At 48.9% G+C, this 26,362-nt stretch carries 26 protein-coding genes and 1 other annotated feature; of the genes, 25 read left to right on the plus strand and 1 reads right to left on the minus strand.

What is annotated here, in order from left to right; genetic code table 11:
- Positions 1-16 precede the first annotated feature (16 nt).
- Positions 17-304: a septation regulator SpoVG gene (gene spoVG / locus FNY66_RS04080; RefSeq protein WP_087150347.1), complete on the plus strand. Its 288-nt coding sequence runs from the start codon at positions 17-19 to the stop codon at positions 302-304.
- A gap of 58 nt (positions 305-362) precedes the next feature.
- Here spoVG and FNY66_RS04085 read toward each other — a convergent pair whose 3' ends face one another.
- Positions 363-1,034, minus strand: a complete 672-nt coding sequence (locus FNY66_RS04085) for an RluA family pseudouridine synthase (RefSeq protein ID WP_150310367.1) — start codon at positions 1,032-1,034, stop codon at positions 363-365.
- Positions 1,035-1,175: 141 nt separating this feature from the next.
- On the opposite strand from FNY66_RS04085, the gene FNY66_RS04090 reads away from it, so the two are divergent.
- The 24 genes from FNY66_RS04090 (at position 1,176) to nagB (ending at position 26,340) form a co-directional block, all read left to right on the plus strand.
- On the plus strand, positions 1,176-2,459 hold the full coding sequence (locus tag FNY66_RS04090; RefSeq protein WP_150310368.1) for a 5-bromo-4-chloroindolyl phosphate hydrolysis family protein: 1,284 nt from the start codon (positions 1,176-1,178) through the stop codon (positions 2,457-2,459).
- An 18-nt stretch (positions 2,460-2,477) separates the two neighbouring features.
- Entirely contained in the window at positions 2,478-3,617 is a 1,140-nt protein-coding gene (locus tag FNY66_RS04095; RefSeq protein WP_150310369.1) for a toxic anion resistance protein, read from the plus strand.
- Positions 3,618-3,663: 46 nt separating this feature from the next.
- Positions 3,664-3,869, plus strand: a binding site (T-box leader).
- A gap of 79 nt (positions 3,870-3,948) precedes the next feature.
- Entirely contained in the window at positions 3,949-5,391 is a 1,443-nt protein-coding gene (gene proS / locus FNY66_RS04100; RefSeq protein ID WP_087150351.1) for a proline--tRNA ligase, read from the plus strand.
- Between the two features lie 139 nt (positions 5,392-5,530).
- A complete protein-coding gene (gene cysK / locus FNY66_RS04105) occupies positions 5,531-6,460 on the plus strand; it encodes a cysteine synthase A (protein WP_150310370.1) in 930 nt (309 codons plus the stop codon).
- A gap of 505 nt (positions 6,461-6,965) precedes the next feature.
- Positions 6,966-7,388, plus strand: a complete 423-nt coding sequence (rpsL, locus tag FNY66_RS04110) for a 30S ribosomal protein S12 (protein ID WP_087150353.1) — start codon at positions 6,966-6,968, stop codon at positions 7,386-7,388.
- A gap of 185 nt (positions 7,389-7,573) precedes the next feature.
- The gene (gene rpsG / locus FNY66_RS04115) at positions 7,574-8,044 is read left to right on the plus strand and encodes a 30S ribosomal protein S7 (protein WP_009243127.1); all 471 of its coding nucleotides are present in this window, start codon (positions 7,574-7,576) and stop codon (positions 8,042-8,044) included.
- Positions 8,045-8,064: 20 nt separating this feature from the next.
- Positions 8,065-10,182 carry an elongation factor G gene (gene fusA / locus FNY66_RS04120; protein ID WP_087150354.1) on the plus strand — a complete coding sequence of 706 codons (2,118 nt, stop codon included), beginning with the start codon at positions 8,065-8,067 and terminating at the stop codon, positions 10,180-10,182.
- A 118-nt stretch (positions 10,183-10,300) separates the two neighbouring features.
- Positions 10,301-11,494, plus strand: coding sequence for an elongation factor Tu (gene tuf, locus FNY66_RS04125; protein WP_087150355.1), 1,194 nt, complete (start codon positions 10,301-10,303; stop codon positions 11,492-11,494).
- 316 nt (positions 11,495-11,810) lie between these two features.
- A complete protein-coding gene (locus FNY66_RS04130) occupies positions 11,811-12,365 on the plus strand; it encodes a hypothetical protein (protein WP_150310371.1) in 555 nt (184 codons plus the stop codon).
- 141 nt (positions 12,366-12,506) lie between these two features.
- Entirely contained in the window at positions 12,507-12,839 is a 333-nt protein-coding gene (locus FNY66_RS04135; protein WP_150310372.1) for a hypothetical protein, read from the plus strand.
- The gene (locus FNY66_RS04140; RefSeq protein WP_143449252.1) at positions 12,811-13,176 is read left to right on the plus strand and encodes a hypothetical protein; all 366 of its coding nucleotides are present in this window, start codon (positions 12,811-12,813) and stop codon (positions 13,174-13,176) included. Before FNY66_RS04135 ends, FNY66_RS04140 begins: the two co-directional genes overlap by 29 nt.
- Before the next feature lie 81 nt (positions 13,177-13,257).
- On the plus strand, positions 13,258-14,172 hold the full coding sequence (locus tag FNY66_RS04145; RefSeq protein ID WP_087150359.1) for a YitT family protein: 915 nt from the start codon (positions 13,258-13,260) through the stop codon (positions 14,170-14,172).
- Between the two features lie 87 nt (positions 14,173-14,259).
- Complete coding sequence (locus FNY66_RS04150) at positions 14,260-14,931, plus strand: HAD family hydrolase (RefSeq protein ID WP_150310373.1); 672 nt, start codon at positions 14,260-14,262, stop codon at positions 14,929-14,931.
- Between the two features lie 114 nt (positions 14,932-15,045).
- Positions 15,046-15,693, plus strand: a complete 648-nt coding sequence (locus tag FNY66_RS04155) for a TetR/AcrR family transcriptional regulator (protein ID WP_087150361.1) — start codon at positions 15,046-15,048, stop codon at positions 15,691-15,693.
- A 106-nt stretch (positions 15,694-15,799) separates the two neighbouring features.
- Positions 15,800-16,471, plus strand: coding sequence for a hydrogenase nickel incorporation protein HypB (gene hypB, locus FNY66_RS04160; RefSeq protein ID WP_087150362.1), 672 nt, complete (start codon positions 15,800-15,802; stop codon positions 16,469-16,471).
- A complete protein-coding gene (locus tag FNY66_RS04165; RefSeq protein WP_150310374.1) occupies positions 16,468-19,212 on the plus strand; it encodes an FAD-dependent oxidoreductase in 2,745 nt (914 codons plus the stop codon). Before hypB ends, FNY66_RS04165 begins: the two co-directional genes overlap by 4 nt.
- A gap of 5 nt (positions 19,213-19,217) precedes the next feature.
- Positions 19,218-19,562 (plus strand): hydrogenase maturation nickel metallochaperone HypA, encoded by a 345-nt coding sequence (locus FNY66_RS04170; RefSeq protein WP_087150364.1) that lies wholly within the window; start codon positions 19,218-19,220, stop codon positions 19,560-19,562.
- A gap of 43 nt (positions 19,563-19,605) precedes the next feature.
- On the plus strand, positions 19,606-20,655 hold the full coding sequence (locus FNY66_RS04175) for a DUF5692 family protein (RefSeq protein WP_087150365.1): 1,050 nt from the start codon (positions 19,606-19,608) through the stop codon (positions 20,653-20,655).
- Between the two features lie 36 nt (positions 20,656-20,691).
- On the plus strand, positions 20,692-21,621 hold the full coding sequence (locus FNY66_RS04180; RefSeq protein ID WP_087150366.1) for a DUF7916 family protein: 930 nt from the start codon (positions 20,692-20,694) through the stop codon (positions 21,619-21,621).
- 302 nt (positions 21,622-21,923) lie between these two features.
- The gene (locus tag FNY66_RS04185) at positions 21,924-22,781 is read left to right on the plus strand and encodes an energy-coupling factor transporter ATPase (RefSeq protein WP_190324773.1); all 858 of its coding nucleotides are present in this window, start codon (positions 21,924-21,926) and stop codon (positions 22,779-22,781) included.
- On the plus strand, positions 22,766-23,620 hold the full coding sequence (locus tag FNY66_RS04190; RefSeq protein ID WP_087150367.1) for an energy-coupling factor transporter ATPase: 855 nt from the start codon (positions 22,766-22,768) through the stop codon (positions 23,618-23,620). The genes FNY66_RS04185 and FNY66_RS04190 overlap by 16 nt, the downstream gene beginning before the upstream one ends.
- Positions 23,621-23,644: 24 nt before the next feature.
- Positions 23,645-24,469, plus strand: coding sequence for an energy-coupling factor transporter transmembrane component T family protein (locus FNY66_RS04195; protein ID WP_087150368.1), 825 nt, complete (start codon positions 23,645-23,647; stop codon positions 24,467-24,469).
- Positions 24,470-24,567: 98 nt separating this feature from the next.
- Entirely contained in the window at positions 24,568-25,308 is a 741-nt protein-coding gene (gene truA / locus FNY66_RS04200) for a tRNA pseudouridine(38-40) synthase TruA (RefSeq protein WP_087150369.1), read from the plus strand.
- Positions 25,309-25,608: 300 nt separating this feature from the next.
- Complete coding sequence (gene nagB, locus FNY66_RS04205; protein ID WP_087150370.1) at positions 25,609-26,340, plus strand: glucosamine-6-phosphate deaminase; 732 nt, start codon at positions 25,609-25,611, stop codon at positions 26,338-26,340.
- The last annotated feature ends 22 nt before the right edge of the window (positions 26,341-26,362 follow it).

The raw sequence follows: 26,362 nt of genomic DNA on the forward strand, positions 1-26,362 counted from the left end.
AGGAGACCTGGAGAGTATGCAGATCACAGATGTACGTGTACGCAAAGTTGCGAAAGAGGGGAAATTAAAAGCCGTGGTATCTATCACGATCGATGATGAGTTCGTGGTACATGATATTAAAGTGATAGAAGGGGAAAAGGGAATGTTCATCGCTATGCCGAGTAAAAAAGCTCTGGACGGTGAATATCGTGATATCGCACATCCGATCAATTCCGGTACACGGGAAAGAATTCAGTCCACGATACTTGCAAAGTATGAAGAATCGCTGGAAGATGAAGATTCTATCGTCGTTGACGAGATGTAGATGAAAACTGACAGGTAAATATTGAAAGTGAAAATGGAGCTGCTGCAGGCAGCTCCATTCATTTTTCCGGTAATTCAAATATCATTTCTTTTCCATTGCCGGGATGTTTGAATTCAAGGCGATATGCACATAATCTCAGAGACTCAGAGGTTTTCCTGTTTTCCGGCATGCTGCCGGTTGGTTGCCCATACTTCCTGTCTCCGACGAGAGGGCAGCCAAGATGTGCCATCTGCACCCGGATCTGGTGATGACGCCCGGTGTCTAATCTAATCTTTACGACTGATGTGACAGGCGGGACATCTTCACAGACTTTTTCTACCCGGTAGTGAAGCCTGGCGAGTTTTGCGCCGGGAGTGTCCTTTGTGCAGACGCGGGACGTATTGGCGCGTCCGTCCTTTATCATATAGTCTTCCAGTGTTCCCTCGAACGGATCAGGGACGCCTGTGACGACGGCGCGGTAATATTTCCCAAATCCGGAGGTGGTGAGCTGGCGGTTCAGCTCCCTCGCGGCAGCAGGAGTTTTTGCAAATACAAGCAGCCCTTCTACCGGCTGATCCAGTCGGTGGATGACCGCCAGATAAGGGTTACGGGAAGCAAGATGCGTCTTCAGAAGACTTGCCATGTCGGGCGTGCCGATCTTTGCGCTTTGGGTCGGCACGCCTGACGGTTTATGACAGACGATGATATAGGGGTCTTCATATATGATAAGCGAGTTGATATCCGGTTTCATAAGTATACTCCTTTTAAAGCTTAAAGTGTTATGTTTTTGCTGCCCGATCAGGGCGGGATTTCTTGACTTTTATAAGGGCAGCGGCTAAACTGATTATCATATAAAAGAATTTTGCGGTCAAGCTTTTTAAGGAGGCATTTCATGATAAATAACGACTGGGAAAGGTTTGGAGACGAGATACGCAGGACAATACAGGATGCGGTGGACAACCGGGATTTCAGCAGGCTGAACCAGACTGTTTCAGATACACTCGGCAGAGCGATGGACAATGTGTCGCGGGGAATGCGGAACGGGGGCTGGTACAGGGATAATCCGCTGCAGAAGGGCCGGGCAGATCAGCCGGGCGGAAATATGAATGGCGGATACGGGGCAGGAGCTCCAGGGGGCGGGTTTAATCCTGATCCACAGAAAGCGGCAGAAGGACAGCGGATGCAGAGGCAGTCAGCGCGGCCGGCAAAGAAACTACTGTATCTGAAAGGCACTTCGACAAAGATCGGCGGTATTTTCCTGGCGGTGACAGGATATGTATTTACCGTCGGAACAATTATATTTCTGCTGCTTCTGACGCTGGGAGCGGCGGCTACGGGATGGGATCTGGTCATGCAGATCGGTATGGGAATCTTCGGATTATTCGGACTCGCTTTTGTTATCATGGCTCTGGCGGGTACGAATATGGTATGTTCCGTAGGCCGATTCCGGAAATATGTGAACATTATAAAAGACAGAGAATATTGCGATGTAAAAGAGCTTGCACAAAAAACCGGGCGCTCTGCAAAAGCAGTTTTGAAGGACCTGAAAAAGATGATCAAAAAGGGCTGGTTCTGTCAGGGACACCTGGATGAGAAAGAGAGCTGTCTGATGGTCAGCGACGCGGCATACGGCCAGTATACAGGTCTGATGGAGCGGATGCGCAGGGAGAAAGCCGAGCGGGAGGCAGCGGCTGAAAAACAGCAGCAGGAATTTTCGAAACTTTCCCCGGAAGTACAGAAGATCGTCAGAGCCGGGGAGGAATACGTGAGGAAGATCCGTGCGGCAAATGACGCGATTCCGGGGGAAGAGATATCGGCAAAGATATCGAGGATGGAAATGCTTGTAGACCGTATATTTGACCGGGTGGAAGAACATCCTGAGTCAATAACTGACATACGAAAGCTGATGGAATATTATCTTCCGACGACGATCAAGCTGCTTGATGCGTACGAAGAGCTTGATGCGCAGCCCGTGCAGGGGGAGAATATCATCTCTTCAAAACGGGAGATCGAGAAGACGATAGATACACTCAATACCGCATTTGAGAAGCTGCTGGACGATCTGTTCCAGGATACGGCGTGGGATTTGTCTTCCGATATATCCGTGCTTCATACGATGCTGGCGCAGGAAGGCCTGACAGAAGATGGATTAAAGAGTGCCGGAAAGAAAAACTAATAAATGGAGGTAATGAAGATGAGCAATGATTTTCAGGATATGAGCACAGCACCTACTCTGACGCTGGATCCGTTTCAGACGCAGGGACAGAAGCAGCCGCCGGTGGAACAGCCTAAGGAAGAACCGGCACTGGACGAGAGCATACTTACAGACGAAGAGCGCAGGACGGTAGATGCATTTGCGCAGCAGATCGATCTGACGAATTCAACTCTGGTGCTCCAGTATGGTGCGGGGACGCAGAAGAAGATGGCAGACTTCTCGGAGGATGCCCTCAACAATGTACGGTCCAAAGATCTGGGAGAAGTAGGTGACCTTCTGAGCGGTGTTGTAAAGGAACTGAGAGGATTTGACGAGGAAGAGGAAAAAGGATTCTTCGGGATCTTCAAGAAAGCTTCCAATAAGATCGAAACCATGAAAGCGAAATATGCCAAGGCCGAGGCAAATGTAAATGAGATCGTGAAAGTTCTGGAGAAACATCAGGTACAGCTCATGAAAGATTCGGCTCTGCTGGACAAGATGTACGAACTGAACCTGACTTACTTTAAAGAATTGTCCATGTATATCCTTGCCGGCAAGAAGAAACTGGCGGAAGTGAGGAATACCCAGTTAAAAGAGCTCCTTGATAAAGCAATGCTGTCCGGACTTCCGGAGGATGCACAGGCGGCGAAAGATCTGGATTCTATGTGCAATCGTTTTGAGAAGAAGATCCATGATCTGGAGCTCACAAGGATGATCTCAATCCAGACTGCTCCCCAGATCCGTCTTGTACAGAATAACGATACTCAGATGGTGGAGAAAATCCAGTCAACTATCGTGAATACGATCCCTTTGTGGAAGAGTCAGATGGTACTTGCTCTCGGAGTAGAACATTCCGCACAGGCGGCAGCCGCCCAGCGGGAGGTTACGGACATGACCAATGAGCTGCTCAGGAAGAATGCGGAGAAGCTCAAGATGGCAACGATCGAGACAGCAAAAGAGTCTGAACGCGGCATTGTCGATATGGAGACACTCAAGGCGACGAACGAATCTCTGATCTCTACACTTGACGAAGTGATGAACATCCAGAGGGAAGGACGCCAGAAGAGGGCGGAGGCGGAGGAAGGCCTGCGCAGCATGGAGCAGGAGCTTAAAGCGAAGCTCTTGGAGATACAAGGATAAATCCGCGGGTTGACATGCCCGGTGATTTCGGTTAAAATCACAGTTACGAACAGCGATGAACGGGATTAGTATATATGAGGGAATGCCACAGAGAGAAGGCGGATGGTGCGAGCCTTTTGCAGGACTGTATAGAACCGGCCCGGGAGCTTCTGCATGAAAATGCAGCGTACGTTCCGCGTTAAGGACGTAAGAGTGAACCGCGCATAAGTGCAGTTAATTAGGGTGGTACCGCCGGGATATCCGGTCCCTTGTTTTGAGGGACTTAAGATGTCCCGGCGTTCTTTTATGTATGAAAGAGCGCATTTAGAAAAATGTGTAAAGGAGAAGAAAGATGGCAAAGGAAAAGAAACTGGTACAGTCGATCACTTCGAGAGACGAAGATTTCGCACAGTGGTACACGGATGTCGTGCGCGAGGCGAAGTTGTGTGATTATTCGGGAGTAAAAGGATGCCTGAATTATCTGCCGAACGGCTATGCGCTGTGGGAGAATATTCAGGCGGATCTCGACAAACGTTTTAAAGATACAGGTGTGGAGAATGTATACCTTCCGGTGCTGATCCCGGAGAGCCTTCTCCAGAAGGAGAAAGACCATATCGAGGGCTTTGCCCCGGAGGTGGCATGGGTGACGCACGGCGGCATGGAACAGCTTCAGGAGCGTTTCTGCATCCGTCCTACATCCGAGACGCTGTTCTGCGATGTGTGGAGCAAGACAGTGCAGTCCTACCGCGACCTGCCGAAAGTATGGAATCAGTGGTGTTCTGTCCTCCGCTGGGAGAAGACGACGAGACCGTTCCTCCGCTCCAGAGAGTTCTTGTGGCAGGAGGGGCACACGATCCACGCAACATACGAGGAAGCGGAAGAGCGCACAAAGATGATGTGGGAAGTGTATAAGAACTTTGTGGAAGAAGACCTTGCGATCCCGGTCGTGGCAGGGCGCAAGACAGAGAGCGAGAAGTTCGCCGGAGCACAGGATACCTATACGATCGAGGCGCTGATGCACGACGGACAGGCGCTGCAGTCCGCGACGAGCCATTTCTTCGGAAATTCCTTCCCGGATGCGTTCAATATCAAATATGCAGATAAGAACAACGAACTGCACAGTGTATATGAGACTTCCTGGGGATTATCCACCAGAATCATCGGCGCGATCATCATGGTACACGGCGATGACAGCGGCCTGGTGCTTCCGCCGAGGATCGCTCCGGTGCAGACGAGAGTAATTCCGATCGCACAGCATAAAGAAGGCGTGCTCGACAAAGCAAATGAACTTCTGGAAGCACTGAAGGCAGCAGGCTACCGTGCGAAGATCGATGATTCTGAGAAGAGCCCGGGATGGAAGTTCAGTGAGCAGGAGATGCTTGGTATCCCGACTCGTATCGAGATTGGCCCGAAGGATATTGAGAACGGTCAGGTCGTAGTTGTCCGCCGCGATACGAGAGAGAAGATTGTTGTTTCCATCGATGAGATTGCGACAAAGCTGGGAGAGATTCTTGAGACGATCCAGAAAGATCTCTACACAAAAGCAAAAGCATTTCTGGATGACCATATCAGCACAGCGACAACGATCGAAGAAATGAAGGACGCTGTCCAGAATAAGAAAGGATTCGTTAAAGCGATGTGGTGCGGCGAGGAAGCGTGCGAGGATGAGATCAAGGCGCAGGCAGGCGGCGTAACATCGAGGTGTATTCCAATGAAAGAAGAGCATCTGTCCGATGTATGCGTATGCTGTGGCAAACCGGCGAAACACATGGTTTACTGGGGAAGAGCCTATTAAACAACACCTGAGTACCTCTGTGCAACCGAGTTGAATTGCACAGAGGTCTTTTGCATAACGTAGTATAATAGTGTGATGATGCCTCGGGCAAAAGTCATGTGATCAGTTAACAGTTATTCAGAAAGGCGTGGAAACAACAGTGATCTACAATAATATTTTAGAAGCAATGGGAAATACACCGCTGATCCGTCTGGAGCGGATGGCAGAGAAAGGGAGCGCCCAGATCCTTGTAAAGTTCGAGGGACTTAATGTGGGCGGCTCCATCAAGACAAGGACCGCCTATAATATGATACGCGACGCTGAAGAAAAAGGGCTCATCAAGGAAGATACTATCATTGTTGAACCTACCAGCGGGAACCAGGGGATCGGGCTTGCACTCGTAGGGGCGGTGCGCGGGTACAAGACACGGATCATCATGCCCGATTCCGTCAGTGAGGAGCGCAGGAAGCTGATGAAGCATTACGGGGCGGAAGTGGTGCTGATCCACGATGCGGGCAATATCGGCGAATGTATCGAAGAGTGTTTGAACACGGCGCTTAAGATGGCGGAGGAAGATCCGAGAGTCTTCGTGCCCCAGCAGTTTGAGAACCCGGCGAATCCGGCGGTCCACAGATCGAGGACAGCGATCGAAATCCTGGAGCAGGCAGACTGCAAGATCGACGGGTTCTGCTCAGGCATCGGGACGGGCGGAACGATTACCGGGATCGGTGAAGTGCTCAAAGAGAAGAATCCGGATATGGAGATCTGGGCGGTAGAGCCGGAACACGCGGCGATCCTCTCCGGCGGTTCCATCGGAACACATCTGCAGATGGGCATCGGGGACGGACTGATCCCGGAGATACTGAACACACAGATCTACGACGATATCTGTATCGTGACAGATGAGGAAGCCATTCAGACATCGCGTGAACTGGCTTCAAAGGAGGGGATCATGTGCGGGATCTCTTCCGGGACGAATGTGGCAGCGGCGATCAAGCTGGCGAGAAAGTTAGGAGCAGGAAAGACTGTGGTTACAGTCCTTCCGGATACTGCGGAACGGTATTTCTCCACACCGCTGTTTGAAGAATAAAAGTATTTCTGCCCGCGTCATTCGCAAAGGCGCACGGACGTGCTTACCGCGGCAATGCCGCTTCTTTGCTCATATACGGGCGCTCAGTACATCTGAGTGTCAGTCGCCGGATTCTTATGCAAGCATAAATCCGCCTCCTGACATCAGATGGCTGAAACGATTAAGAAAACAGTTCAGCGCGCGCCATTCGCAAAGGCGCACTGACGTGCTTACCGCGGCAATGCCGCTTCTTTGCTCATATACGGGCGCTCAGTACATCTGAGTGTCAGTTGCCGGATCTTTATGCAAGCATAAATCCGTCTCCTGACATCAGATGGCTGAACTGTTTTCTTATAAATTCTTGTAAAATCCCTTGACTTTCCAATATAAACGTAATAAACTAGTCTAGCGTGCACGAAAAGGCATCGTTCTTTTGGTGCGCCAAAAAGGATAACGACAAGATTATCCGCAGCCCCTCGCGGAATGACCTGCGAGGAAACGAATAATTCATAGGAGGTGAAAAGGAATGCCAACATTTAACCAGTTAGTTAGAAAAGGACGTCAGACTTCTGAGAAAAAGTCTACAGCACCGGCACTTCAGAAAGGATACAACTCTCTGAGAAAACGTGCGACAAACACATCTTCACCGCAGAAGAGAGGTGTCTGCACAGCCGTTAAGACTGCTACACCGAAGAAGCCTAACTCAGCTCTGAGAAAGATCGCCAGAGTTCGTCTTTCTAACGGAATCGAAGTAACAAGCTACATCCCGGGCGAGGGACACAACCTTCAGGAGCATAGCGTTGTTATGATCCGTGGAGGAAGAGTTAAAGACCTGCCTGGTACAAGATACCACATCATCCGTGGTACACTTGATACAGCAGGTGTTGCGAAGAGACGTCAGGCGCGTTCAAAATACGGCGCTAAGAGACCGAAAGACGCAAAGAAATAAGTAACTGATAGTTAAATCGTATCACAAACAGAACTATGATTATCGTAAGGTTGCGGATCAATCTTTAATTGATAAAAGTCCCGCGGCCGCGAGCACATGAAATGCGATTCCATAGAAAGACACATGTGAGTACCGATGAATTAATCCCGGTTTGACCGGAAAATATGATTAAGGAGGGAAGGACCGTGCCACGTAAAGGACATACTCAGAAAAGAGATGTATTAGCCGATCCGATATACAACAATAAAGTTGTTACCAAACTTATCAACAACATCATGCTGGATGGTAAGAAAGGCGTAGCACAGAAGATTGTATACGGAGCGTTTGAGAGAGTTGAGGCAAAGGCTGAGAAGCCGGCAATCGAAGTGTTCGAGGAAGCTATGAACAACATGATGCCGGTTCTGGAGGTTAAGGCAAGACGTATCGGTGGTGCAACATACCAGGTGCCGATCGAGGTCAGAGCTGACAGAAGACAGGCGCTCGCTCTTCGCTGGCTGACAATGTATTCCCGTCAGAGAGGCGAGAAGACAATGGAAGAAAGGCTGGCAAACGAGATTCTTGACGCAGCGAACAACACAGGCGGAGCTGTGAAGAGAAAAGAAGATATGCACAAGATGGCAGAGGCAAACAAAGCGTTTGCACACTATCGTTTCTAATTATCTAGGAGGAAAAAACCTTGGCTGGAAGAGAATATCCATTAGAGAGAACCAGAAATATCGGTATCATGGCGCATATCGATGCGGGTAAGACAACGCTTACAGAGCGTATTCTCTACTATACCGGTGTTAACTACAAGATCGGTGATACTCATGAAGGTACTGCTACCATGGACTGGATGGAACAGGAGCAGGAGAGAGGTATCACGATCACTTCAGCCGCTACGACATGTCACTGGACTCTGGAAGAGAAAACGAAACCGAAACCGGGTGCTCTGGAGCATCGTATCAATATCATCGATACTCCGGGACACGTTGACTTTACCGTAGAGGTTGAGCGTTCACTCCGTGTACTGGACGGCGCTGTAGGCGTTTTCTGTGCAAAGGGCGGTGTTGAGCCTCAGTCAGAGAACGTATGGCGTCAGGCAGACACATACAATGTACCGAGAATGGCATTCATCAACAAGATGGACATTCTTGGAGCTGATTTCTACAATGCAGTAGATCAGATCAAGACAAGACTTGGCAAAAATGCTATCTGTCTTCAGCTTCCAATCGGAAAAGAAGACGAATTCAAGGGAATCATCGACCTGTTCGAAATGCAGGCTTACATCTACAACGATGATAAGGGTGATGACATCACAGTATGCGACATTCCGGAAGAAATGCAGGATGAAGCAGAGCTGTATCACACAGAGTTGGTGGAGAAAATCTGCGAGCTGGATGATGACCTGATGATGGAGTACCTCGAGGGAGAAGAGCCGTCAGTTGATGCTATGAAAGCTGCGCTGAGAAAAGCTACCTGCGAGTGTACGGCAGTACCGGTTTGCTGCGGTTCTGCTTACAGAAATAAAGGTGTCCAGAAGCTTCTGGATGCAGTTCTTGAATTTATGCCTGCTCCGACAGACATCCCGGCTATCAAGGGTGTTGATGAGGACGGTAATGAGGTTGAGAGACATTCTTCAGATGAAGAGCCGTTCTCAGCTCTCGTATTCAAGATCATGACAGACCCGTTTGTAGGTAAGCTTGCTTACTTCAGGGTTTACTCAGGTACTATGAACTCCGGTTCTTATGTACTGAATGCAACTAAGAATAAGAAAGAGCGTGTCGGACGTATCCTTCAGATGCACGCAAATAAGCGTGAGGAGCTGGATAAGGTGTACTCAGGAGATATCGCTGCTGCGATCGGTTTCAAGATCTCTACAACAGGTGATACAATCTGTGACGAGCGGCATCCTGTAATCCTTGAGTCCATGGAATTCCCGGATCCGGTTATCGAGCTTGCTATCGAGCCGAAGACAAAGGCATCTCAGGGCAAACTCGGTGAATCTCTTGCAAAACTTGCAGAGGAAGACCCGACATTCCGCGCTCATACAGATCAGGAGACAGGACAGACGATTATCGCCGGAATGGGAGAACTCCATCTGGAGATCATCGTTGACAGACTTCTGCGTGAGTTTAAGGTAGAGGCTAATGTAGGTGCACCGCAGGTTGCTTACAAAGAGACGATTACCAAAGCTACGGACATCGACAGCAAGTATGCAAAACAGTCCGGTGGACGTGGACAGTACGGACACTGTAAAGTTAAGTTTGAGCCAATGGATGCAAATGGTGAGGAGACATACTCCTTCGAGTCCACTGTTGTCGGCGGATCTATCCCGAAAGAGTATATCCCGGCTGTAGACGAGGGTATCCAGGACGCAATGAAGTCCGGTATCCTTGGCGGATTCCCGGTAGTGGGTGTTCATGCAAACTGCTACGACGGATCCTATCATGAGGTCGACTCTTCCGAGATGGCGTTCCACATCGCAGGTTCTCTGGCATTTAAAGATGCTATGAAACAGGGTGCTCCGGTACTGCTTGAGCCTATCATGAAGGTTGAGGTAACAATGCCTGAAGAATATATGGGTGATATCATCGGAGACCTGAACTCTCGCCGTGGACGTATCGAGGGTATGGACGACCTTGGCGGCGGAAAGATCGTACGTGCATTTGTTCCGCTTTCCGAGATGTTCGGATACTCTACAGACCTTCGTTCCAGAACACAGGGACGTGGTAACTACTCAATGTTCTTCGAGAGATATGAGCAGGTGCCGAAGTCTGTACAGGAAAAAGTATTATCCAATAAAAATGCGTAAATCGCATAAAAAGGCTTGAAAAACGGCTAAGTATGAAATATAATCAAACTTAGCCGAGTAAAATCGAAACCATAAAATGCCCGCAAAACCGGGCGCAGATTTAAGGAGGATATTCAAAATGGCAAAAGCTAAATTTGAAAGAACAAAACCGCATTGTAATATCGGTACTATCGGCCACGTTGACCATGGTAAAACAACACTGACAGCGGCTATCACAAAGACTCTGTCTCACAGAGTTGCTGGTAACGCAGCAGTTGATTTCGAGAACATTGACAAGGCTCCGGAGGAGAGAGAGCGTGGTATCACAATTTCTACAGCACACGTTGAGTATGAGACAGAGAAACGTCACTATGCACACGTTGACTGCCCGGGACATGCTGACTACGTTAAGAACATGATCACTGGTGCTGCTCAGATGGACGGTGCTATCCTTGTAGTTGCTGCAACTGACGGTGTTATGGCTCAGACAAAAGAGCACATCCTTCTTTCCCGTCAGGTTAACGTTCCGTACATCGTTGTATTCATGAACAAATGTGACATGGTAGACGATGAGGAGCTGCTTGAGCTTGTAGAGATGGAGATCCGTGAGGTTCTCAACGAGTATGAGTTCCCGGGAGATGACACACCGGTTATTCAGGGTTCTGCTCTGAAAGCTCTTGAGGATCCGGACGGAGAGTGGGGAGACAAGATCATGGAGCTCATGGACGCTGTTGATGAGTGGATCCCGACTCCTGAGCGTGACACAGACAAACCGTTCCTGATGCCGGTAGAGGACGTATTCTCTATCACAGGACGTGGTACTGTTGCTACAGGTAGAGTAGAGCGTGGTACTCTTCACATTTCTGACGAAGTTGAAATCATCGGTATCCACGATGATGTTAAGAAGACAGTTGTAACTGGTATCGAGATGTTCCGTAAGCTGCTCGACGAGGCTCGTGCAGGTGATAACATCGGTGCTCTTCTTCGTGGTGTTCAGAGAACAGAGATCGAAAGAGGACAGGTTCTTATCAAACCAGGTACAGTTACATGCCATACAAAATTCACATGCCAGGTTTACGTCCTGACAAAAGATGAGGGTGGCCGTCATACACCGTTCTTCAACAACTATCGTCCGCAGTTCTACTTCAGAACAACAGACGTAACAGGTGTTTGCGAGCTTCCGGAAGGCACAGAGATGTGCATGCCTGGAGATCACGTTACAATGACAGTTGAACTGATCCACCCGGTAGCTATGGAGGAAGGTCTGAGATTCGCTATCCGTGAAGGTGGCCGTACAGTAGGATCTGGTACAGTAGCATCTATCATCGAGTAATTTTCGCGTTGGCAATGAGCCGTGCGATAAAATAAGAGAAGACCCGCAGGAAGTGCTTGCATTTCCCCGCGGGTCTTCTTTTATTTTGTAATAGAGCGAAGCCCGCAAGCTAAATGAAGCGGAATTGAGAAGATTTTCATGTTCTTTCTGCAGGTAAGAGCTGTTTTGATTTACAGTATTATTGGAGCAGTATATAATGAAAAAAAGGAGTAAAAATCATAAATCTTCAGACAGTGCCAATGCATAGAAACAGTTAAAGTTTCAGAAGTTTTAAAGTGCGGCGGAGAAATTGCCGTGTAGGAGCAGGAGGTACGATATGATTTTATATATAGCTATCGCGGTCGCCCTGATTATTAATATTATAAATCCCCGAATTCTGTGGCGTATCGATTCATGGAAGTATAAGAATGCCTCAAAAGCAGAGCCTTCACCCTTATATCTTTTCTTATGCAGGGGATTATCACTGCTGGGGGTGGTCATTCTAATTATGGCCGTTTATTTTCGTCCGATGAATTTGACGGATCTTGTCGATTGGAATTCTAAGCTTCGGATTACGCAGCAGTATATGGGGGTAAAAAACGGCGAACCATATATCGATTCCGAAGGCTATAATGAACTGTCAGAAGAGCAGCTGGAAAGTATTTTTACTTTGTTTCAGCAATATACATACCGGAGAACATATGACACGTTATTTTCTGACGGATCTTTGTCAAATTTGGGTGAAAGGATGATTATATTTTTCGTCTATGAAGACGATGAACTTGTTAATACTCTGATCGTTTCAGATACAGGGAGGATATCAGTGAATGACAAGTCATATATTATGCAGAATTCTCCAGAATTAATCAGGAGAGTATCTGAAATTATCTGAATAAACAAATCGGAGTATTTGTAAATGTTGCCTGGATTATATATGGTCTGCCTTCTTTCGCAAATCCCGTTTGCCCGGAATTTTATAAAAACAATGAAGAAAAAGCTATGTTGGGTTTGGCAAAGGAAGGAGGAATGCTCTGTGAAGAAAAATGCTTTACAGTATCTATTGCCTATGATCGCAGGGATTACTGTTTTTTGTACAGCCTGCGGTAGCGGAGCAAATTCTTCCGATAAAGAAGTACCAAAAAATCCATCAGGTGATACATCTGCAGAAGATGCTGATACAGAATCTATGACAACAGCGGAACTTGTGGATGCCATCCTCAGAGATCCGGAAATGACTGTCTTCAGTGCTTATAATGACAGTATGCAGGCGTTGGAGATGTTCCGGCAGACCTATAACGTATACGGGGAGCTGAACAATCGGGACGATGTGCTGGGATGTGCTGGAAGCATTGGCGGATGCCTATGATGAAGTTAAGATACTTACTGCAGAAGAGATGAAAGAGAATGAAGAGAAGGGGATAGACGATAGCAGTGAATTTTTTCTTGGAACAAATGTCGAAATACTGATTGCCTCTGAACTGTTCGAAATCCCCGGTGATGCCCTGACAGACAGTCAGCGCCGGCTTTGCGACAGAATTATGGAACGTAGCCGAAAAGTGCAGGAGATCCGGGATCAACAGGGTGACATATACAACATGTACAGTAACGGATTTTATGAGTTCTATATTAAGCTCGTGGGCTCGGAATATCAGGAAACGATGGAAAAGTCGGCACTTATGCTTTTTGTGCCGGAAGAAGAATAATTATTTCTGTGGCTGAATATACTATATCCTGCATCCCGGTATATACCGGGACTGAACCAGAACTGCAGGTGTGTATAGGAAATGAGTGACAAGAAAACAAGCATAAATCTAAAAACAAAAATTGATTATAAGATCCTGCTTTGGGATCTTCTCTATGATATTGCCGGCAGTATTCTTTATGCTGCCGGCATTTATACCTTTGCGGGCTATGCCGGATTCGCTCCGGGAGGAGTATCAGGGCTGGCGCTGATACTCAATCATTTACTGGGACTTCCGGTCGGTACAGTGACGCTTCTGTTTAATATTCCGCTGGTTATCATCAGCTATAAAGACGTTGGAAAGGCACTTCTGCTCAAAAGTGCGAAAACGATGGTCATTTCTTCACTTTTTCTTGATGTAATATTTCCCTTTATTCCAATGTATACAGGCGGCCGCCTGATGGCTGCAATCTGTTCCGGTGTCTTTATGGGAGCAGGGATGGCGCTTTTCTATATACGCGGCTCATCCTCTGGCGGCATTGATTTTCTGGCCCTTACGATCAAGAAGAAAAAACCTCATATGACGATCGGCGTAATCACGCTTCTCATTGATCTTGTGGTGATCCTGCTGGGGTGGCCGGTATTCGGAGATGTGGATGCCGTGCTATACGGTGTGGCCTCTACAGGTGTATCCACAATTGTGATCGATAAGATACTGTATGGAGCCGGGGCAGGGACACTTGCAATTATCATAACAGAAAAGGGGAGGCAGATTGGGGAAAAGATAGGAGAGAATGTGAGGCGCGGCGTTACCACGATCCCTGCGTCGGGAGGTTATACAGGTATGTACAGAGATGTGATCTTATGCGCATGCTCAAAGGCGGAAGCATATCTGGTCAAAAGTATCGTGCAGGAAGTGGATGATAAAGCATTTGTGATGTTTACAGAGACAAGTGAGGTGCTGGGGGAGGGGTTCAAAACAGAGAATAAACAGGCCGGATCAAACGGCAACGGATAAAACGGCTGTCATGACTTTTCGGATGTGCTCTGCTATACTATATAGTAAAGCTGAATGAGGCAAAAGAAACAGCGGAGGAGAGAAAGCATGATACGAGGAGTATTGTTCGATATGGACGGGCTGATGTTCGATACAGAAGCACTCGGACTGAAAGGATGGAAAGCGGCCGGACGGAAAATCGGAATAGAAATCACAGACGATATGATTGCGTCTTTCAGAGGGCTTGGAAGCAGTGAGAAACGGAAACGCTTCGGACAGGTGACCGGGAAGCCGGAATTATATGAAGCGGCACTTGCAATCCGAACAAACTATGGAGATGAGTGGATCAGAGACAATGGGATTCCGATAAAGCCCGGACTCAAACAGCTGCTGGTTTTTTTGCGGGATGCAGGTATTCCGGCAGCTCTTGCAACTTCCACAGAGAGGGAAAAAGCAGTGTCATACCTCAAGCTGGCCGGAGTTGGAGAGTATTTTTCTGCGGCAGTCTGCGGGAAGGAGGCGGGGCCATCAAAGCCCGAACCGGATATTTTTCTGAAAGCAGCAGAGAAACTGGGGCTTTCAGCATCGGAATGTATGGTGCTTGAAGACAGTGAAAACGGTCTGCGGGCAGCAAGAGCCGCAGGGTGTACAGTTGTTGTAGTCCCGGATCTTTCACCTGCACCGGCAGAAGAAAAAGGACTTTGGGATTGGCGTGCGGATACGCTCAGTGATGTGCCGGAAATAATCCGGAAACTGCGGCGGAGGAACCATTCTGTTTAATTGCAAATCGAAAATATATACAAAAAACACAGTGAATGTACAATAATATTGATAAATATATACAAATATGATAGTATAACTATCAGAATATGCAATGCGAAAGGGGCATACAAGATGAAGGAATCCGCAGCCAGAATGCGCAGAACACAGTACCGCGCTCAGAAGATCCTGGAGGCGGCGATGGTATTGTTCTGTGAGAAAGGGATTGAAGAGACGTCAATTGATGAAATTGCCGAGCGCGCAGGTGTCGGCAGTGCTACGATTTACCGCTATTACGAGACGAAAGCCCAGCTTGCAATCCGAAGTGGAATCGAATACTGGAAGAAAATTGCCGGTCAATATTTAAACGTCACAGAGATAAAGCGTTATTCCGATATGTCCGGGCGGGAGCAGCTTGAATGTATTATGGATGCGCTTATTGTGATATTCGAGCGTGAAACCGGTTTTCTTAAATATCTGCAGGAGTTTGAAGTGTTTGTGCGCAGGTATGAGATAGACATAGAACGGCTGGCAGAGTATGAGGAGTGCATTATGAGTCTGAAGCCCCGCGTGACCGATGCTCTGGAGAAAGGGCTTGCTGACGGCACGCTGGATTTTGAGTGGTCGCCCAATGAAGTCTGTTACTCCCTCGCACATACGGCCTTCGGAGTGATGAAGCGATTCGCATGGAACGGGAGTATGTTGGAGCTTGACAGTCAGGTCGAGCTTATCCTGCAGGTGAAGATCGCGATAAAACTCCTGATCCGGGGGCTGGCAGCCTGAACGGGCAGCACGGGGCCGGACAGAGCATGAGATGTGCCAATATGCGGCAAAGCATGCGAAACGATAGCCAGTGAAAAAGGAAGTGTAACAGAAGAGGAGAAGGCTTATGTACAAAGTATACGAAATCAAGAAACGGATCTTCGATGACAATGATCAGGAGGCGGAGAAAGTAAGGAAGGAGCTGAAGGAGAATCAGACATTCCTTCTGAATCTGATGTCTTCACCGGGAGGAGGAAAGACCACTACTCTTAAGAGGACGATCGAAGCACTCAAAGAAGAGATGCGTATCGGTGTTATGGAGGCAGATATCGACAGCGCTGTGGATGCGGATACCATCAGTGAGACCGGAGCAAAAGTCATCCAGTTACATACCGGCGGCATGTGTCATCTGGATGCGGATATGACGAGACAGGGACTCGAGGAACTGGGAACGGACGATGTAGATCTTGCCATATTGGAAAATGTGGGCAACCTTGTCTGTCCGGCGGAATTCGATACGGGAGCGGTAAAGAACGTGATGATCTTAAGCGTGCCGGAGGGAGACGACAAACCTCTGAAATATCCTCTTATGTTCCAGGTATCCCACTGTCTGCTGATCAATAAGATCGATGCGCTTTCTTGTTTTGATTTTGACTTTGAGGCGTGCAGGAAAAGTGTGCTGCGGCTGAATCCGGATATGAAGATCATCCCGATTTCAGCAAAGACAGGAGAAGGAATGGAGGAATGGTACAACTGGATCAGAGAACAGGTGAGAGACTGGAAGGAGGGAGATAAATGAGCGAAGAGAGAAAACTGATCCTGAAACTGGGACAGATGATCACCGACCGCATCGGGCACAAAGTGACTGTAGATGATCCCGAGTACTGGGGACTGGCCGAAGTGCTGACAGATGAGATGGCCGAAGTATGTCTGTCCATGAAAGTAAGGAAGCCGATGACGCTCGAGGAGATTGCGAAAAAATCAGGTAAAGATAAAGAACGGGTACAGAAGCTCCTGGACGAGATGTCTGTCATCGGCATGATCGAGTACAACTGGGAAAATGAAGACCGCCATAAACAATATGTACTTCCGATGTTCGTGCCCGGATGTGCGGAATTCATGATGATGAATAAGAAACAGACCGAGGAACATCCGATTATTGCAGACTTTTTTGAAAACATGTCCCGACTGCCGCTGGAAAAAGTGACGCCAATGGTGCCGCCCGGAGGTTCCGGTATCGGCATGCATGTCATTCCTGTGGAGAAGGCAATCCCGGCGCATCAGCAGTCCGCGAGTGTGGAGCATATCTCCCACTGGCTGAAAAAATATCAGGACAAATATGCAGTGGGGGCCTGTTCCTGCCGCCGCCAGCAGAGGATGCGCGGTGAAGGGTGCGGGGAGATCGAGGGCGATCTGTGCATCGGTGTGGGAGATATGGCGGATTATCTTGTGGAGACAGGAAAGGGACGCTATATCGATCTCGATGAAGTAATGGAGATACTGGAGCGCGCCGAGCGGAATGGATTTGTGCATCAGATTACAAATATCGACGGCGAGGACAAGATCTTTGCGATCTGCAACTGCGCGCCCGGTGTGTGCAACGGACTGCGGACGTCGCAGCTCTTTAACACGCCGAACATGTCCCGCTCCGCATACAGGGCACATGTGGAGAAAGAGAAATGCGTGGCGTGCGGAAAATGTGTCGAGGTCTGTCCTGTGGGTGCGGCGAAACTTGGACAGAAGCTGTGTACAAAGCACGGCGAGATCCAGTACCCGAAGGCGCTTCTTCCGGATACGGAGAAGTGGGGAAGAGATAAATGGGATCCTGACTACAGAGATCATGCAAAGATCAACTGCTACGAGACGGGCACATCGCCGTGCAAGACAGCCTGTCCGGCGCATCTCCCTGTGCAGGGCTATATCAAGATGGCGGCAGAGGGCAGATATATGGACGCTCTGAAGCTCATCAAACAGGATAATCCGTTCCCGGCTGTGTGCGGCGCTATCTGCAATCGACGCTGTGAGGATGAATGTACGAGGGGGACTATTGATAAAGCGGTGGCCATCGATGAGATCAAGAAGTTTATAGCAGAGAAGGAGATTCACGAGGAGCACCGATATGTTCCGCTCTGTGAGAACCATGAAGGTAAACAGTTTGACCAGAAGATTGCAGTTATCGGTGCAGGTCCTGCAGGTATGTCGGCGGCATACTATCTCAGGACAAAAGGCTATCCGGTGACTGTGTTTGAGAAGGAAGAGCGGCCGGGCGGCATGCTGCTGAACGGCATCCCGTCATTCCGTCTGGAGAAATCAGTGATCGAGGCCGAGATTGATGTACTCCGGCAGATGGACGTGGAATTCAGATGCGGCGTGGAAGTTGGAAAAGATATCACGATCCCGCAGCTCAGAGAAAAAGGTTATAAAGCATTCTACGTGGCGGTAGGTGCCCAGGGCGGAAGGCTGGCGGGAGTTCCCGGCGAGGACGCGGATGGTGTGCAGACCGGTGTGGACTTTCTGAGAAGGATCAATCTGGCGGAAGAAGGCGCAATGTCTGTTGACAACATGGCTGTTCCGGGCAGTGAAATGCTCCCTGCTGACGTAAAGCTTTCCGGCCGGACTGTCGTGATCGGCGGCGGAAATGTGGCGATCGATGTGGCGAGAACAGCGCTGCGCGCGGGTTCTGACAGTGTGAGCATGTACTGTCTGGAGTCTCTGGCAGAGATGCCGGCTGCTGCGGACGAGGTGGCAGAGGCCCGCGAGGAGGGTGTCGTAGTCTGGAACGGCTGGGGGCCGAAAGAGATCCTTGCAGAAGCCGGAAAAGTGAAAGGTATCATTCTAAAGAAGTGTGTTTCTGTATTTGATGAAAACGGCAGATTCCATCCGGTTTACGACGAAAACGAATGCATCACAGTGGAATGCGAGAATATACTTCTCTCTATCGGCCAGTCTGTTCAGTGGGGAGAACTTCTGAAAGATACGGCAGTAGAGTTTAACGCGAACGGTACGGCGAAGGCGGATCCGGTGACATACCAGACAAAAGAGCCGGATATCTTCGTCGGAGGAGATGTGTACACAGGGCCGAAATTCGCCATCGATGCCATCGCAGCGGGCAAGCAGGGATGTGAGTCGATCCACCGTTTTGTGCATGAGGGACATTCTCTTACTCTGGGACGTGATCTTCGTCAGTTTATGGAACTTGACAAAGATGCTGTCGTGATCGAAGAGTTCGACAATGCGAAACGGCAGATACCAGGAAGGAAAGCAGGGATTGCCAAAGAAAGTTTCCGAGATCTGCGCTCGGTATTTACGGAAGAACAAGTAAAGGCGGAGGCGGCCAGATGCCTCGGATGCGGGGCTACAGTCGTGGATGAGAATAAATGTATCGGATGCGGTCTGTGTACGACGAAATGCGAGTTCGACGCTATTCATCTGAGCCGGGATCTTCCGGAGATGAGCACGATGAGGAAGGCGGAAGACAAGCTAAAAGGCATCCTGCCATATGCATTGAAACGTGCGATAAAAATAAAATTGAAAAAGTAGAGTTTATGCATGAATTAGGGATTATTGTACATATTACAAAGACTCTGCAGGGTGTTGCAGAGGAGAACAATTTAAGCGAGATTGCTTCTGTCACTCTGGAAGTGGGCGAAGTGAGCGCTATCGTTCCGGATTATCTTACAGACTGCTGGGAGTATTATAAAAAGAAATTCCCGCTCATCGAAAATGCACAGATGAGGATTGAGATGCTGCCGGCAGTTACATATTGTGAATCTTGTAAAGAGACATATCCGACCGTGGAGTATGGACGGCAGTGCCCGCATTGCGGGAGCTGGGAGACATATCTGGTGACCGGAGATGAATGTAATATCCGGGAGATCGAGGCGCAATGACAGGCAGTTCTGATGCTGCCGGAGAGAAAAGGGGGTAATATTTATGCTATTTCACGTTTACGGTTCGGAAGCCATACCGCAGTGGATCGCCATGCTCGGAGTGCTGGCGGCACTGATTCTGTTGAATGAGTTTGCCAGACGGACGAAAACGGGCGGTATCATCATGTTTTTCATTATCCCGGCCGTGCTGACGGTGTACTTCATCGCTATCGCCGTGGGCGCCGGGATGGGTGCAGAGTGGGCACTCAACAATCAGACCCACGTATATATGAATGGCTGGTTCCACTATGCGAAGCTGTATGCGTCGCTGGCGGGCTGTATCGGATTTATGATGATCAAATACGAATGGGGGATTGGAAAAACACACTGGTTCAAGGCGTATCCGTTCGTGATCGTAGCCATCAATATCCTGATCGCAGTGGCGAGCGACTTTGAGTCTGCAATCAACGGATGGTATTCCTGGTGGCTGTCCTCGGAGGATGTGTGGCTGTACGGCGGCTGGCACAATGTGTTCAACGGTATTGCCGGCATCATCAATATCTTCTGTATGACAGGATGGTGGGCGGTATACTCGTCCAAGGATAAGAAAGACATGATCTGGCCGGATATGATATGGGTGTATATCATCGTGTATGATATCTGGAATTTTGCCTATACTTATAACTGTCTGCCGACACACGCATGGTTCTGCGGCATCGCCCTCCTTCTGGCACCGACGATTGCAGCTTTGCTGTGGAACAAGGGCGGATGGATCATGAACCGTGCGAACACGCTCTGTATCTGGTGTATGTTCGCCCAGGTATTCCCACTATTCCAGGAGACTCTTTCTGACGGAACGCAGCTCTTCCCGTGGGCAACGCTGCCGAAGCTCTATGCGGACGGCACACTGAACGGTATTACCGCGGGCGGCAGCGCCAATGCCGATCCGACTATGATGACGGTGGTGAGCGTGCTGGCACTCGTGACAAATATCATCGCGCTGGCCTATATCATTTATGTTTCTGTCAAGAGAAAGAAAAATCCTTACAAGAACGAAGCGTTTACAGAGTTCAAGTATTATAAGGATGCGGCAGCGAGAGCTGAGATTAAATGAATGATATAGTACTATCAGACAGGAGAATGTGATACAATGAGTAAGAGATATCTGGACTGTACGGCTTCGGAAATACAGAGGATGACAGGAAGGGAGTTGGCAGAGTCGATCGCGGGAAGCGAGGGACGTGTCCTGGTCTGCGAGACGATCGGTTCGGTCCGGCCTATGCTGGGTGACGTAACTAATGCCGAATTCGCTTCGGCGATGGGAGCTGACATGCTCATCCTGAATCTGTTCGATGTGAATGCGCCTGTGATACAAGGACTTCCGGACGTCTCACGGGAAGATACGATCCGTGAGGTGAAGCGTCTGACAGGCCGGGCAGTGGGCATTAATCTGGAACCGCTTGAGCCGGATGCAGCGAGTGCCGTAGAGACGAACGGGGAATGGAATCTCACGTCCGGACGTGCTGCGACTGTGGCAAATGCCCGAAAAGCAATAGAGATGGGCGTTGATTTCATTGTGCTCACGGGCAACCCAGGTGTTGGTGTAACAAATGTTGCGATCACCCATACTCTCAGAAAGTTCAGAGAGGAATTCGGTGACCGGATCATGCTGATCGCCGGAAAGATGCATGCTGCAGGGATTCTGGCGGAGAGTGGTGAGAATATCATCGGGGAAAATGATGTGAGTGCTTTTGCCGAAGCAGGAGCGGATGTGATCCTCATGCCGGCTCCGGGAACGGTGCCGGGTATCACTATGGAATATATCCGCATGCTGGTATCCTGTGCACACAGACTCGGAAAGATGACGATGACTGCGATCGGCACTTCCCAGGAAGGGGCAGATACATCTACCATCCGTGAGATTGCGCTGATGTGCAAGATGACAGGGACAGACCTGCATCATCTGGGCGACTCCGGTTATGTGGGGATGGCTCTGCCGGAAAATATCCTGGAGTATGGAAAGGCGATACGGGGAGTCCGGCATACATATCACCGGATGGCATCTTCGGTCAACCGATGACCGTATCCGCAGCAATGCGAAAAGGATCGGGGTCAGAGTGAACAAAGGTATATAGAATGAAGTGAGCCCTCTCCCGGGGCGGACAGGAGTGTTTCTTAGGAAAGTTCTGTCTGCTCCGGGAGTTTTATCTCTCCGTTAATTTGACGCCTCGTATGCTTGCTCCGGGCGATTTGACTGCGCGGTCTTGCAAAATATCTTGTGATGCCGTACAATAAAGAGCAATGAGTTTTAGAGTAACAGTGCGGCTTTGTGAATGGAGAGAGCCGGACTGCTGTGTTTTAGAGAGGAACGGAGGACAGCGCATGCCAAAAGAGATGATACATGCCGAAAAATTGATCTACGAATATGACAAGCGCGACGAAGAAGGCAATATAATCGGCGCGGAGCGTGCCATTGACGGTGTTGATATCGACGTGCCGCAGGGCTCTTTTGTGGCGATCCTCGGTCATAATGGTTCGGGAAAATCTACCCTTGCAAAGCATATGAATGCAATCCTTGTTCCGACAGGCGGAACGATGTGGGTGGACGGAAGAGATACAAAGGATCCGGCGGAACTGTGGAATGTGCGCCAGACGGCGGGTATGGTATTCCAGAATCCGGACAACCAGATCATCGGAACCGTGGTGGAGGAAGATGTGGGATTTGGTCCTGAAAACCTGGGAGTCCCGACAGACGAGATCTGGCAGCGTGTAGAGGAGAGCCTGAAAGCTGTCGGAATGCTCGAACGCAGGAAGGATTCTCCGAACAAACTGTCCGGCGGACAGAAGCAGAGAGTGGCCATTGCGGGAGTCCTTGCGATGGAACCGAAATGTATCGTGCTGGATGAGCCTACTGCCATGCTGGACCCGAACGGAAGAAAAGAAGTGATCCGTGCGGTAGAGGAGCTGCGGAAGAAAAAGAATGTCACTGTTATCCTCATCACACATTATATGGAAGAAGTCATTGATGCTGATCAGGTATTTGTCATGGATGGCGGGCATATTGTAATGCACGGGACTCCACGGGAGATATTCAGCCGGGTGGACGAGTTGAAAAGCTACCGGATGGATGTCCCACAGGTGACGATGCTTGCGGAAAATCTGAGAAACCGCGGACTGGATCTGCCGGGAGGGATTTTAAGAAGAGAAGAATTGGTGGAGGCATTATGTCAATTGCGTTAGAACATGTGAGTTATGTATACAGCCCGGGTACGGCTTATGAGAAACACGCGCTTAAGGATGTGAGCTTTGAGATCCCGCAGGGACAGTTTGTCGGGATCATCGGACACACCGGCTCGGGGAAGTCTACCCTGATCCAGCATCTGAACGGACTGGTGAAGGCGACGTCGGGAAAAGTTATTTACGAAGGCCGGAATATCTATGATGAAGGCTATAATATGCGTGAGCTTCGCAGTCAGGTGGGGCTTGTGTTCCAGTATCCGGAATATCAGCTTTTTGAAGTGGACGTGATCAGCGATGTATGTTTTGGCCCTAAGAATCAGGGGCTGTCCCAGGAAGAATGCGAGAAGAACGCCAAAGAAGCCCTGGAGCTGGTGGGTTTCCCGGAGAAATATTATAAACAGTCACCGTTTGAACTGTCCGGCGGGCAAAAGCGGAGAGTGGCGATTGCCGGAGTGCTGGCGATGAAACCGAAAGTGCTGATCCTGGATGAGCCGACAGCGGGACTCGATCCGAAAGGCCGGGATGAGATACTCGATCAGGTAGAGAAGCTGCATAAAGAGACAGGTATGACGGTCATATTAGTCTCACACAGCATGGAGGATATTGCGCGATATGTGGAGCGTATTATCGTCATGAATCATGGGGAGAAGATGCTTGACGGTGCGCCGAGAGAGGTGTTCTGTCATTATAAAGAGCTTGAGAAGGTCGGTCTTGCCGCACCCCAGGTGACTTATGTGATGCACGATCTGAAAGAACGGGGAATGGATGTTTCTCCGGATGTTACCACAATAGAGGAAGCTGCGGATGAGATTATGAGATGTTTCCGGAGCCGAGAGTAAGTTTACAGATACAGAGGAGTTGCTATGATAAGAGACATAACAATCGGGCAGTATTACCCGGCAGACAGCCGGATACACAGACTGGATCCCAGGGTGAAGATTGTCTGCACCCTGCTTTTTCTTGTATCCCTTTTTATACAGAATAGTCTGCTGGGGTACGTGATCGCAACCCTATTTCTCGGGACAGTGATCCGGCTGTCGAAAGTGCCGCTGAAGTATATTGTCAAGGGTCTGAAGCCGATCGTGATCCTGCTGCTGTTTACCGTGGTGATGAACCTGTTCCTCACACAGAGCGGAGAGGTGCTGGCGCATTTCTGGATCTTTACGATCACGGAGGGCGGACTGAGAACATCTGTGTTCATGGCAATCCGTCTTATGTATCTGGTGGCTGGTTCGTCTATCATGACGTTTACCACGTCTCCGAACGGACTGACTGATGGTATGGAAAAACTGCTCCATCCTTTGAATAAACTGAATGTTCCTGTCCATGAGGTGGCAATGATGATGTCAATTGCACTGCGGTTTATCCCGATATTGCTCGAAGAAGCAGACAAGATCATGAAAGCCCAGCAGGCGAGGGGGGCAGATTTCGAGAGCGGAAATATTATACAGAGGGCAAAAGCGATGGTGCCAATTCTTGTGCCACTGTTCGTGTCTGCGTTCCGCAGGGCCAACGATCTGGCAATGGCGATGGAATCCCGCTGCTACCACGGCGGTGACGGGCGTACAAAGATGAAGCCGCTCCGGTATAAGAGCAGAGACAGGATAGCGTATGTTTTAACCTTGATCTATATTGTTCTTGTGTTTGTGGTTGGAAGATATGTCCCTTTTAAATTGTGGATTTTTTAAAAGAAGTAGCTTGATTAATATCACCTTTGGGACAGGGTGAATTTTAATTGGGGACGTAGTAAAATCCGGTTTTACTACGTCCCCAATCAGGAGTTTTTATGCGTAGGATTAAACTTACCGTCGCCTATGACGGCACTGATTATTGCGGCTGGCAGATTCAGCCCAACGGAATTACAATAGAAGAGGTGCTCAATAGTGCTCTTTCCCGCCTTACCGGGCAGAGAGTAACTGTTATCGGAGCCAGCAGGACGGATGCAGGTGTCCATGCACGGGGAAATGTTGCGGTGCTGGACACAGAGTCTCCGATCCCTCCGGAGAGATTCGCGCATGCGGTGAATCCGTTACTGCCGGAGGATATCGTGGTGGTGAAGTCGGAAGAGGTCCCGGAAGACTGGCACCCGCGATACCAGGATTCTGTCAAGACGTACGAATACCGTATTCTGAATCGGGAGATGCCGGATCCGCTCAGACGAAGAGATACCTGGCATGTCTCCTTCCCTCTTAATCTGGAAAAGATGAGAGCTGCTGCGCTCTGCCTGACGGGAGAGCATGATTTCCGAAGCTTTTGCAGCATTCATACAGGAGTAAAAACTACAGTAAGGACAATCTATAAGCTGGATATTAAAAAGTCAGGGGATTTGATCGTGATTCGTATCAAAGGAAATGGATTTTTATATAATATGGTGCGTATTATTGCTGGAACACTGACTGAAGTGGGAAGGGGATTCAGGAGTCCGGAAGACGTAAAGTGCATACTTGAGTCGGCAGAGCGCCGACTGGCAGGAGCTACGGCGCCTCCCCAGGGTCTGATTCTTACAGATATCGAATATGGGAGGTAATACTTGGCCCATATGTTCAGTCAGGAATTTTATTTTCTGTGTTTTGAATACTGATATGACTTGACAAAACACGTGGTGATTGCTAGTATTAAATTATCAGAAGGCTGGATTGTTACTTCCAGGAGGCAAAACCAGATTTTCAGGTGATGAAGTATATTTTTATGCCTGAAAGTCTGGTTTTTTCTATATGAAAATCTGCCGGACAGGATTATTTCTATCTGCTTAATAATGTTCCCCCCCGGTGGTATTTTGCAGCGGAAGCCGGCCTGTTTTGTCATGTAGAAAAAGGAGGAGAAGGAAATGAGAATCTATGAGACAGCGAATTATGAAGAGATGAGCAGAAAGGCAGCAAATATTCTGTCGGCGCAGGTGATTTCTAAACCGGACAGTGTACTGGGGCTTGCGACGGGATCTACGCCGATCGGAATGTATGATCAGCTTGTAGAGTGGTATAACAAAGGTGATGTGGATTTTTCTGAAGTAAAGACAGTGAATCTGGACGAATACAAAGGTCTTGCACGTGACAATGATCAGAGTTACTACTACTTCATGCACAAGCATTTGTTTGACAGAGTGAATATTAATCCGGATAATACAAATGTACCGGATGGAACACAGATGGACTCAGAGAAAGAATGTGCAAGATATGAGAAATTGATCGAGTCCATGGGTGGAGTGGATATCCAGCTCCTGGGTATCGGACGTAACGGTCATATCGGCTTTAACGAACCGGACAATTGTTTCGCGAAAACGACTCATTGTGTGGATCTTACGGAAAGCACAATCGAGGCAAATAAGAGATTTTTCGCATCTGCGGATGATGTGCCGCGTCAGGCATATACAATGGGAATTGGAACGATCATGAAAGCTAAGAAAATACTGCTCATTGTCAATGGAGAGGACAAAGCAGATGCCCTGGCAAAGGCGGTATACGGACCGGTGACCCCGGAAGTTCCGGCATCTATCCTGCAATTCCACAATGATGTTGTTATCGTTGCAGACCAGGCTGCCCTTTCTAAAATGCCTAAATAGTTTTATATTGAAAATACCGGGT

It is taken from the genome of Mediterraneibacter catenae, assembly GCF_008691045.1.
GTDB lineage: Bacteria > Bacillota > Clostridia > Lachnospirales > Lachnospiraceae > Mediterraneibacter > Mediterraneibacter ornithocaccae.